Source organism: Micromonospora polyrhachis, assembly GCF_014203835.1.
GTDB classification, from domain to species: domain Bacteria; phylum Actinomycetota; class Actinomycetes; order Mycobacteriales; family Micromonosporaceae; genus Micromonospora_H; species Micromonospora_H polyrhachis.
The window spans coordinates 799318-806671 of sequence record NZ_JACHJW010000001.1; the positions used below are offsets into that span (position 1 = coordinate 799318).

Consider the following 7354-nt stretch of genomic DNA (forward strand, 5'->3'; position numbering starts at 1 on the left):
GATCGGCGGGGGCCGTCACGAACGACGACGGAGTAGGCGGGCGGCCACGGCTCCCAGTCCCACCGCCCCGGCCGACGCGGTCAGCAGACGGCGATGCTCGACGGCCCACAGCTGTGGGCTGCGCCGATGGGAGCAGCCGTCGAAGGAGCCGTGTGCCCCATGGTCGTCGCCGGCGGCGTCGTCCCTCGGCTGCCACAGGTTGCTGGGCCGGTGGGGATCCGTCGCTTCCGGGGTCTGCTGGCTGTCGTAGCCGGTGCGCGCCAGGTAGCGGTCGAGCAGGCCGGGGGCCATCCGGTTGGCGAGGATGGTGGCCACCGTGGAACCGCCTATCCAGTGCTCCCGGCGCCGCCCGGGTCGCTTCGCCACGTGGACGATGGCCCGAGCCGCCACCTCCGGCTGGTAGATCGGTGGCACCGGCTGCGGCCGACGGCTCAGCCGGGACAGCACCCAGTCGAACTGCGGAGTGTTGAGCGCCGGCAGTTGGACGACGGTCACCCGTACCCGACTGCGCTGGTGTGCCAGCTCGCAGCGCAGGGCGTGGGTGAAGCCCACGATCGCGTGCTTGGCTCCGCAGTACGCCGACTGTAGTGGGATCGACCGGTACGCCAGCGCGGAGCCGACCTGCACGATCGTTCCCTCGTCACGCGGCAGCATGCGGTCGAGCGCGACCCGGGTGCCGTGCACGAATCCGAGGTAGGTCACCTCGGTCACCCGCCGGAACTCCGCCGGCTCGATCTCTTCGAAGGGGGCGAAGACCGAGGTGAAGGCGTTGTTGACCCAGAGGTCGATCGGCCCGAGTTCGGCGGTCACCCGGGCGGCGGCCGCTTCGACCTGCTGGTAGTCGGCCATGTCGGTCTCGATCGCCAGGGCCTCCGCACCGGTCGCCCGGACCTCGGCGGCTGCGGCGTCGAGCCCGGCCCGGCCGCGGGCAAGCAGGGCGATCCTCGACGTGCCCGCCCGGGCCAGTTCCCGTACGGTGGCCCGCCCGACGCCAGCACTTGCCCCGGTCACGACCGCCACCGCTGGCGGACGGTTTCGGTGCATGCCTGTTGTCCCTAACCCGAACATGAACCCATTAAGCAGCAATTATCATTGAATTACGTATGTTTCGTGTTTCCTGCATCGGCGGGGTGCGTAGCCGGAACTGTCACCCGCTCAGGGGAGGGCTGACGCGGTGGCTTCCGGAGATCACCACCCGATCGGTGACCGGAGGCCGATCTCCACCGGCGGGAACGGCTGCGTGCCCCGTCCCCCGGCACCGCACGTGCTCCGGGAATACGCGCTGCTGGCCGACGGCTACCGGGGAGCACTGGTCAACCCGGCCGGAACCATCGACTGGCTCTGCGCACCGGTCTGGGAGAGTCCCACGGTCTTCGGTGGTCTCCTCGGGGCCAGGGGCCAGTACACCGTCACGCCGACCGCCCGAGCGGTCTGGGGCGGCTACTACCAGCCCGGCACCCTGATCTGGACCAGTCGCTGGGTGACCACCGACGGCATCGTCGAATCACGGGAGGCCCTGGCCTACCCGGGCCAGGAACGCCGGTTGGTCCTACTGCGTCGCATCCACGCCCTGACCGGTGACGCCGAACTGGCCGTACGGCTCGCGGCAGCCGCCGACTTCGGCCACGCGGGCGTACGCGACCTGCGCCGCAACGACGACGCCTGGCTGGCCCGCAGCGGGAACCTGTACCTGCGCATCTCCAGCGGCGCGGGCCTTGCTCCCGAGCCGGACGGTGCCCTGACCGGGTTGCTGACGGTGCCCGCCGGGCAGCGACACGATCTGGTGCTGGAGATATCGGTCGATCCGATCGAGGAACCGGTACCCGATCCGAACACCATCTGGCGCAGCACGGAGAACGCCTGGCGGGCCCGCAACCTGCCGCTGACCGGATACGTCGGTCGACGCGACGCCGAGTTCGCCCACGCCGTGCTGTGTGGCCTGACCCGCTCCGGAGGCGGCATGGTCGCTGCCGCCACCACCTCGTTACCCGAACGTGCCCGGGCCGGCCGCAACTACGACTACCGCTACGCCTGGATCCGCGACCAGTGTTACGCCGGCCTCGCCGCTGCCGCCGCCGGCGCGGACGACCTGCTCGACGCCGCCGTGAACTTCGTCCACGCCCGACTGCTCGCCGACGGGCCGACCATGGCCCCGGCCTACACCGCCAGCGGCGGTCCGGTTCCCGACCAGTCGGCCCTGCCCCACCTGGTCGGCTACCCCGGTGCCGAGGTGCGGGTCGGCAACTGGGTGGGAAGGCAGTTCCAGCTCGACATCTTCGGGGAGAGCCTGCTGTTGTTGGCCGCAGCCCATCAACGACAACGGCTGGACGTGGCGGCGTGGCACGCCGTCGAGGTCGCCGTGGCCGCCGTCGAGCAGCGCTGGCGGGAGCCGGATGCCGGGATCTGGGAGCTGGCCGCCCAGCAGTGGACCCATTCGAAACTCACCTGCGTCGCCGGACTGCGCGCCGCAGCCGCCGCCGCTCCGGCCCGGCAGGCGGCCCGCTGGGCAGGTCTCGCCGATGCGATCCTGGCCGAGGTCGGCCGGTCCGGCGTACACCCTTCCGGTCGATGGCAGCGTAGCTACAGCGATCCCCGGGTGGACGCCGCGTTGCTGCTGCCCACCGTCCGCGGCGCGCTACCGCCCGACGACCCTCGGAGCCGGGCGACCCGCCGCGCGGTGCTGGCGGAACTCACCGACGACGGCTACCTGTACCGGTTCCGCCCGGACGAACGCCCCCTCGGCGACGCGGAGGGGGCGTTCCTGCTGTGCGGTTTCATCGCGTCCCTGGCGGCCCATCAGGCCGGCGACGAGACCGACGCCCATCGCTGGTTCGAACGCAACCGGGCGGCGTGTGGTCCGCCGAGCCTCTACACCGAGGAGTACGACGTACTACAGCGGCAGCTACGCGGCAACCTGCCACAGGCGTTCGTGCACGCCGCACTGCTGGAGACAGCGGCAACCCTGCACGGCCCGGACCACTGACTCGTCCTCGCGCTGGCCCGGGGCTGAACCCACCCTACCCAGCGGTCACTGGCAGGTCACCCGCAACTGGGCGACCGCGACATGCTCGTAGGTCCGGCCGTCGTCGTTCCAGTCCTCGCCCCGGTTGACCCCCCGGATGACGATCCGTCCACCGCTGACGGCATACGTGCCGGCGGAAACCCAACGGCCCCGGTTCACCCGTTGGTCGACCGTGAACGTCGCCCGAACCGCACCACCCTCGGTATCGCGCACCTGGTAGGTGGCGGGCTTTCCGGCCACGTGACGATGCACGGTGGTGGTCGGCACGTACGTCGACACGGCGCACGACCGGGTGCCCGTCCCGACAGCGAACCACCACTCGGCGTAGAAGGAGCTGTCGTCCTTGGTCTTGGAGCCCGACATCGGCATCGTGTCGAAGCTGCCGTCGCAACCGTCAGCGGTCCAGGCACCGCTACCGACCCGGACCCAACCCTGCTTGTCCTCGCTGTACCGCCCGATGATGCGGAACCCGCGGGTCGAGGTGTGTGTGCAGTTGTAACCCCCCACCGCGGCGAAGGTCACCTTCGGTGCGGTCGAGCCGGGAGTCTGCTGCGGGGTACGGGTGGGGCTGCCGCTGGGCGGGGGCGAGGATGCGGTCGGCGACGCGGACGTACCTGCGCTCGGCGATCCGGTGGGGCTGGTGGACGCGGACGGGGTCGGGGTGACCTCGCCTTCCTCACCGACCGGGACGAAGTCGATGGGGGGCGGTTCGACGGTCGGGTCGGCCCCGGCGGCATTCGACGGTGACCCGGTGTCGTCCCGGGTCTGGGTGCCGACGACGACCCCGATCAGCACCACCAGGACACCGACGCAGACCGCGGCAAGCAGCGGCGTGGCGGGACGACGCAGCCCGGCACGCTTCAGCCGGCTCCACCTGCTTTGCGGCTCGTCGGGCTCGGCCCAGTCCTCAGCGAACTCGTCCAGGTCGGCATCCTGCTTGTCCGACCCTCGCTCGATGTCACTCATGCGATGCCTTCCTCCGCTGTCTCCCGGCTCACTACGCGGCGGCGTACCAACGGGTTCATCCAATCTCTGTGGAATGGTGAACCGGTTTCCCGGTTGGTCCGTAGTGGCCGGGAACGCCGTCGCCGGCGGGCGGCGACGGAATCCGGTGAGACAGACAAAGGGGCGATGGCCGACGTGGCGAAGCCTGACGATTCTTCGCGCCGCTCCACGGGTGAAGGTCTCTATCCGGTACGCGCCGTCTGGCTGCGTGCGCCCCGTGAACCGGACGTCGGTGACGACCCGCCGAAGGACCCGACCAAAGCCGGCCATGACACGGTCCGGCTGCCGCTGACTCCTCGCGTCCCCGAGGTGCCCGAGCCGGCCACCACAAGATCCGTGGTCGCCGACGTACCGTCCGAGCCGACGTCTCCGATCGTGCCTCCAGTCGCGCCTCCGATCGCGCCTCCAGCCGCGCCTCCGATCGCGCCTCCGATCGCGCCTCCACCGGCGGCCATGACGGCAGTGACACCAACCCCGGCACCGACTGCAGCGACGAAACCGCCGTCAGCGGCGCCTGCGGTGACCCCGACACCGGCACCCGTGGCCAAAGAGGAAACGGCGGCCGAGCCGACCTCCCCGGCCGTTGATCCGGTGGCAAAGCCCGAACCGCGCCAACGTACCGGAGAACCGGCCGTCCGCTCCGACGTCCGCCGCGTCTCCGGGCCGCCCGCTCCACGGTGGACCGCGTGGCTGCCGTCGATCGCGATGGTGGCCGTGACGGCGGTCGCCGGTTGGGTCATCGTGGTCAAGTTGCCCGGCTGGCTGGAACCAGAGCCACAGGCACTGCCGTCGATCACCCAGAGCGCCGAGCCGACGCCGCCCGCCGGCCCGGACGCCTCCGACGCCCCGCAGGACATCCAGCGAATCGACTACCGCAGCTTCACCAACCCGACCGGCCTCACCTTCACCGGCGGCGCTGCCCATGCCGGTGCCGCCGTCCGGCTCGCCGAGGGATCGGGACAACATGGCGCCATGTGGTCGGCGATGACGCTGAACCCGGCCCGGTCGTTCAGCACAGCCTTCCGGTTCACCAGCACCGGCCGATCCGGGACCCTCTCATTCGTGCTACGAACCCAGGAGGTCGCCAGCGCAGAGCCACTCGATCAACTGGTCCCCCGGATGAGCGTCGACTTCATGGTCGACGGACCGACCGGATCGGCCGACGCGGTCACCGTCATCTCGGCACGCAACAGTCGGCCAACCATGCTGGGCTCCGCGAATCCCGGCGTCGACCTGGACGGTGGTCCGGTGACCGTCTGGATCGACTACCTGGCCGAGCGACAGAGCCTCCGGGTCTACGCGTCGACCGGTACCGGCAAACCGACCGCACCGGTGCTCACGGCCACGGTGAAGCTGGGGACGACCCTCGGCAAGGGCCCAGCCTATGCGGGGTTCATCGCCTCCACCGCCGACGCTGCCGGCGCACACGAGATGCTCGCCTGGCACCTGTCCCCACCGGCCGCACGGTCGTAGGTCATCGTGCGCCGTACGGTACGCAACGCGTGATGCGCCCGCGACTTGACGGTTCCCTTCGGGATGCCCATCAGGGCCGCCGTCTCCTCGGTCGTCCGTTCCCGCAGGTAGAGGTAGACCAGCACGTCACGATGGTGGACCGGCAGGCTCGCCAACGCGGAGTACACCTCGATCGCGTCCAGCGTCCGTTCGATCGCGTCGTCGGCGACCGGCCAGAACTCCAGCACGTCGGAGTGGACCTCGGTCGGGCGGGCCGCCCGGGCCCGCAGTTGGTCGATCACTATGCGCCGGGCAACCGTGAACAACCATGGCCGGGCCGTCTCGTGTGTCAGCCCGAGTTCGTCCATGTGCTGCCAGGCGCGCAGCATCGTGTCCTGAACGATGTCCTCCGCCTTCGCCGCGTCCCCGAGGGTCAGCTTCACGACGTACGCGAACAGTGGCGCGAAGTTGCTCCGGTAGAGCCGCTCCAGCTCCTGCTCCCGCTCTTCGTCAGGACTGTTGCCCACCATGGCAAGCCACCTCCTCCGCCCCGAAAAGCTAGGGGCGGAGGAGATGATGTGAACCCTGGAAAACCCTTGCTTACTGTTCGGATCGTTACCGGTTTCGCCCGCTGAAGATCAGTCGTCCGACTCGGCCTCATCACCGTGGTAGCGCCAGACCGGCTCGCTCTCCTCCGGTTCCTGCAGCTTGGCCAGCGTCCGGAAGACGGCGACACCATCCAGTGTGGGCATCCGGTAGCCGATGCTCTCGGCGTACTCGACCAGCCGGGGGTCCGGCTGCAACTGGTGCTCCCGCAGGTAGTAGGTGATCGCGTCGTTCCAGATCCACCTGCCGTCGGTACGGAAGTTGAGCGGCACGACCATTCCCCGAGACCGGTCCACCACATCGTCGAGCAGTGCGGTAGTGAACATCAGGACCGTGCCCGCGTCGAGATAGCGCAGCATCGCTTCCCGCGCCACCGGATCGGTGACCCGGGCATGGTCCGGTGCGAAGGTGGCCCCCACCTCCGGGTCCACCACGTCGAAGGCGGAGGCGTGCTCGATCGCCGGAGCCGGCTCGTACGACCACAGCAGCGCACCAGACCCGCACGCCGACCGCTGGTAGAACGGCGGCACCTCCCCCGTTGGATAGGTCTCCACCTGAGGTGCCGACTCGCCATCCGCCGCGAGCGCGTGCTGCAGCCTCACCGCCAGCGCGGAACAGTCGGCCGGGTCGGTCACCTCGGCGACGTAGACCCGCCGGGGCGGCGGCCACGGCGAGCCGTCCACCGGCAGTCGCCAGGCCCGCCACAGGCCGCGCACCCCGGGGTGGTCGCCGACGACCGAGACAGCCGCCTGGTCAAGCGGGTCGATCGGCTCCGCCGGGTCGACTGTCAGGTCGAGCGACGTCGGCACCGTGCCGCCCCGCTGGTGGATCTTCGCAGCCACCTCGGGAGAGACCGCCTGGAACACGTACGGTGTCAGGCCATCGTGGTCGACCTGGGTGATCCCGGCCAACTGGGCGGTACCCACGCCCGCATCGGTCAGTAGCTCCCCGAGCAGGACGAAGTCATCGACGTGCAGGTCGAGGTGCTGCTTCGTGACGGCGAACGTGACCGCCCGGGCCAGTTCGGCGAGGGCGCCCTCGGCCAACCAGTGCCGCGCCTGCGTGAGCAGTTCGTCCGGCACCCGCCCGGCGAGCCGCAACAACATGGTGTGACATCCGATCAGCCGATCTGGCTTCGTGGTGCTTTCCGGACCGCCCACTACCACTCCCATCCTCCGAAACCCATCGGCTTCGTGCTCGACGACACCGTGCGGAACCACGCAGGCCCCATCGCACGTCACACCGCTCCTACGACTACGCAACCCGCAC

6 protein-coding genes are annotated in these 7354 nt (G+C 70.1%); 2 read left to right on the forward strand and 4 right to left on the reverse strand.

Annotation, left to right across the window (positions count from 1 at the left end; translation table 11 throughout):
* Positions 1-15: 15 nt before the first annotated feature.
* Positions 16-1044: an SDR family oxidoreductase gene (locus tag FHR38_RS03255; protein WP_184532633.1), complete on the reverse strand. Its 1029-nt coding sequence runs from the start codon at positions 1042-1044 to the stop codon at positions 16-18.
* A gap of 172 nt (positions 1045-1216) precedes the next feature.
* Here FHR38_RS03255 and FHR38_RS03260 point away from each other — a divergent pair, with 172 nt between their 5' ends.
* Positions 1217-2983 (forward strand): glycoside hydrolase family 15 protein, encoded by a 1767-nt coding sequence (locus FHR38_RS03260; RefSeq protein ID WP_376771460.1) that lies wholly within the window; start codon positions 1217-1219, stop codon positions 2981-2983.
* A gap of 45 nt (positions 2984-3028) precedes the next feature.
* On the opposite strand, the gene FHR38_RS03265 is transcribed toward FHR38_RS03260, so the two are convergent.
* A complete protein-coding gene (locus FHR38_RS03265; RefSeq protein WP_184532635.1) occupies positions 3029-3988 on the reverse strand; it encodes a hypothetical protein in 960 nt (319 codons plus the stop codon).
* A gap of 579 nt (positions 3989-4567) precedes the next feature.
* On the opposite strand from FHR38_RS03265, the gene FHR38_RS33075 reads away from it, so the two are divergent.
* A complete protein-coding gene (locus FHR38_RS33075; RefSeq protein WP_184532637.1) occupies positions 4568-5500 on the forward strand; it encodes an L-type lectin family protein in 933 nt (310 codons plus the stop codon).
* Here FHR38_RS33075 and FHR38_RS03275 read toward each other — a convergent pair.
* Positions 5410-6009 carry a sigma-70 family RNA polymerase sigma factor gene (locus tag FHR38_RS03275; RefSeq protein ID WP_184532639.1) on the reverse strand — a complete coding sequence of 200 codons (600 nt, stop codon included), beginning with the start codon at positions 6007-6009 and terminating at the stop codon, positions 5410-5412. The genes FHR38_RS33075 and FHR38_RS03275 overlap by 91 nt on opposite strands.
* A gap of 108 nt (positions 6010-6117) precedes the next feature.
* Entirely contained in the window at positions 6118-7191 is a 1074-nt protein-coding gene (locus FHR38_RS03280) for a hypothetical protein (RefSeq protein ID WP_184532641.1), read from the reverse strand.
* Positions 7192-7354: the final 163 nt, after the last annotated feature.

Bases quoted from the DNA above. Each gene is read 5' to 3' on its own strand.
- FHR38_RS03255 (WP_184532633.1), bottom strand. From the start codon at position 1,044: ATGCACCGAAACCGTCCGCCAGCGGTGGCGGTCGTGACCGGGGCAAGT.
- FHR38_RS03265 (WP_184532635.1), bottom strand. From the start codon at position 3,988: ATGAGTGACATCGAGCGAGGGTCGGACAAGCAGGATGCCGACCTGGAC.
- FHR38_RS03275 (WP_184532639.1), bottom strand. From the start codon at position 6,009: ATGGTGGGCAACAGTCCTGACGAAGAGCGGGAGCAGGAGCTGGAGCGG.
- FHR38_RS03280 (WP_184532641.1), bottom strand. From the start codon at position 7,191: ATGTTGTTGCGGCTCGCCGGGCGGGTGCCGGACGAACTGCTCACGCAG.